Source organism: Streptomyces anulatus, from assembly GCF_014650675.1.
In the GTDB taxonomy this organism is placed as follows: domain Bacteria; phylum Actinomycetota; class Actinomycetes; order Streptomycetales; family Streptomycetaceae; genus Streptomyces; species Streptomyces anulatus.
Window position 1 is genome coordinate 1 of sequence record NZ_BMVK01000041.1, and the last position, 1,555, is coordinate 1,555.

Consider the following 1,555-nt stretch of genomic DNA (forward strand, 5'->3'; position numbering starts at 1 on the left):
GCGCTTCCACATGTTGGGCCCGGGAACACCATCCTGCTCGGTGGACGTCTTCGGCAGTCCGCCCGGCGGCGGGTCGGTCGGCCCGCTCACGTCGAACGCCCAGGGGCGCGCGAGGTCGAGGTCGATGGGGGACGTGCCGGCGACCGAGCCCATGGAGGAGTACTGGTGGGCGGCCCAGTCGGTGTACCTGCCTCCGAGGTCGGGCGGACCGGGGTAGTTGCCGTCGTTGGCTCCCCAGGAGGCCGCCCAGAGACGGGCGCCGGAGGCGATGGTCCGGCTCCAGTCGGCGGACCGCAGCGCACTGGTACTGATGTAGAACCAGGGCACGTACGCGCCGACCCGTTCCCGGACCCGGTTGAACCAGGTGGACACATCCGCGTCGTTCCACAGGCGGGTGGAGTCGTCGAGCACCTCGACATCCAGGGCGAGCACGTCGCCGCTGCGGTAGTCGTGGAGGTTGTCCACGAAGTAGTCGGCCGCGTCGCGGGGAGAGAGGAAGTCTCCCGTCAGGAAGTAGTGGCCGACCCGCAGGCCCGCTGCGCGGGCGCCGTCGATGTGGCCGGCGTAGGAATCCGAGGTGTAGGGGCCCTCGGAGAGCTGGCACCCCCCGGCCTTGGCGACGACGAAGTCCAGGCCCTCCCTCGCAGCGCGGGCGTAGTCGAAGCCGACCTGGTAGTTCGAGACGTCCACGCCCACCAGATCATCGGCCTGGGCGGAATCCGGGCGGGGGGCCGCCGCGGCGCTGGTGGCCGCGGCGAGACCGGCCGGGGCGAGGACGACTGCCGCAGCTCCGCGGATCAGGGTTCTTCTGCGCATGCTTCCTCCGGTGGGGCGGGGTCCAGGGCGGCTGAATGACATGTTCCTATCAAAATCTATGCGCGTAGGTTAGCGTGACTCAACTCATCAGGGCGAACCAAGTCGCATATAAATCAAGGGAGTTGATGTGTGCAGAAGTCATGGGCCCCATGACGGTGAGAAGGGCCGGTCGCAGGCCGGAATGACCCGGCGTGCGCTGCTGCGTGGCTCCGCCGCCAGTTTCGGGCTGGCGGCCGGCGGTGTGCTGTTCTCGGCGGGCTCGGCCAAGGCTGCCGACCTCTACAACCCGTTCAGCGGTTACGCGATGACCGACGGCTGGTGGGACCACATCAACCGCGGTTCCCTGGGCGGAATCGACTACGCGATGGGCGTCGGCACCGGACTCCCGGCCGCGGGGGCCGGAACGGTGACCAACATCCCGTACAACGGCACCGGCGGGCACACCGTGACCATCACCCACAGCGACGGGTACCGGACGCAGTACATGCACCTGTCGGCGTTCCATGTCTCCGACGGCACCTGGGTCGGCCAGGGGGGCACCGTCGGGTTCTCCGGTGGAGCTGCCGGAGCCCCGGGCTCGGGCAGCTCCACCGGCCCGCACGTCCACTGGCACCTGATCACCCCGGGCGGCACCCGCGTCAACCCGCTGGACTACCTGGGCGGTGGCGGTGGCGGCACCGTACTGCCGAAGACGTCCACCGAGCAGGATGGTGTTCCCGGGCCCAACATGTGGAAGCGC

General features: G+C 69.5%; 2 protein-coding genes. One reads left to right on the plus strand and one right to left on the minus strand.

Features of this window, described 5'->3' with window-relative positions; translation table 11 throughout:
* Positions 1-816 (minus strand): glycoside hydrolase family 25 protein (locus IE272_RS38505; RefSeq protein ID WP_190010417.1); only part of this gene is annotated, 816 nt, incomplete at its 3' end.
* Positions 817-997: 181 nt separating this feature from the next.
* Here IE272_RS38505 and IE272_RS38510 point away from each other — a divergent pair.
* Positions 998-1,555 (plus strand): M23 family metallopeptidase (locus IE272_RS38510; protein WP_190010419.1); only part of this gene is annotated, 558 nt, incomplete at its 3' end.